This window comes from Enterobacter sp. IF2SW-B1 (genome assembly GCF_001743375.1).
GTDB lineage: Bacteria > Pseudomonadota > Gammaproteobacteria > Enterobacterales > Enterobacteriaceae > Enterobacter > Enterobacter bugandensis.
The window spans coordinates 1-450 of the sequence record NZ_MJAA01000249.1 but is presented as its reverse complement, the minus strand read 5'-3'; the positions used below and the strand labels follow the sequence as shown (position 1 = coordinate 450).

Here is a 450-nt window from a genome sequence, read left to right as displayed (position 1 = left end):
GCGAACGTCCGTACATACGGGTGTTCATCAGGTCAAAGATGCTTTTGGCCAGCTCGCGGCCGTAGACGTGAACCAGCTGCGCCATGTTCTGCATGCCCAGCACGAAACAGCCACCAAATTTACGCGCCTCTGCACGTGTCTCGGCCAGCTCGGGTATGCGCTGCAGGCTGGGTGCTTCATCGATAATGAACCCTACGCGGCGGTCGCTGTGTTCCCCCATGCTCTGCAGCATCAGCGTGGCCCGCGACACCCAGAGTGAGATCAGCGGGCGTACCCTTTTGCGATGCCGGGCCTGAGGGGAAATAAACAGCCAGCTGTTGTCATAGCGTTCCTGCGTCATCCCCTCCCTGATAGTGAACGGCGGTTTCGTTCCGTCATCCCGCCCCTGCAGATAGCGAAGGGCGATAGCGTAGTAGGTTACCACCGAGCGAATGGAAATGGCCGGGTTCG

1 protein-coding gene is annotated in these 450 nt (G+C 59.6%); it reads right to left on the bottom strand.

Annotated elements, in window-relative coordinates:
* A partial coding sequence (locus A6013_RS24305; protein WP_175437427.1) for a type IV secretion system DNA-binding domain-containing protein occupies positions 1-450 on the bottom strand: 450 nt, incomplete at both ends.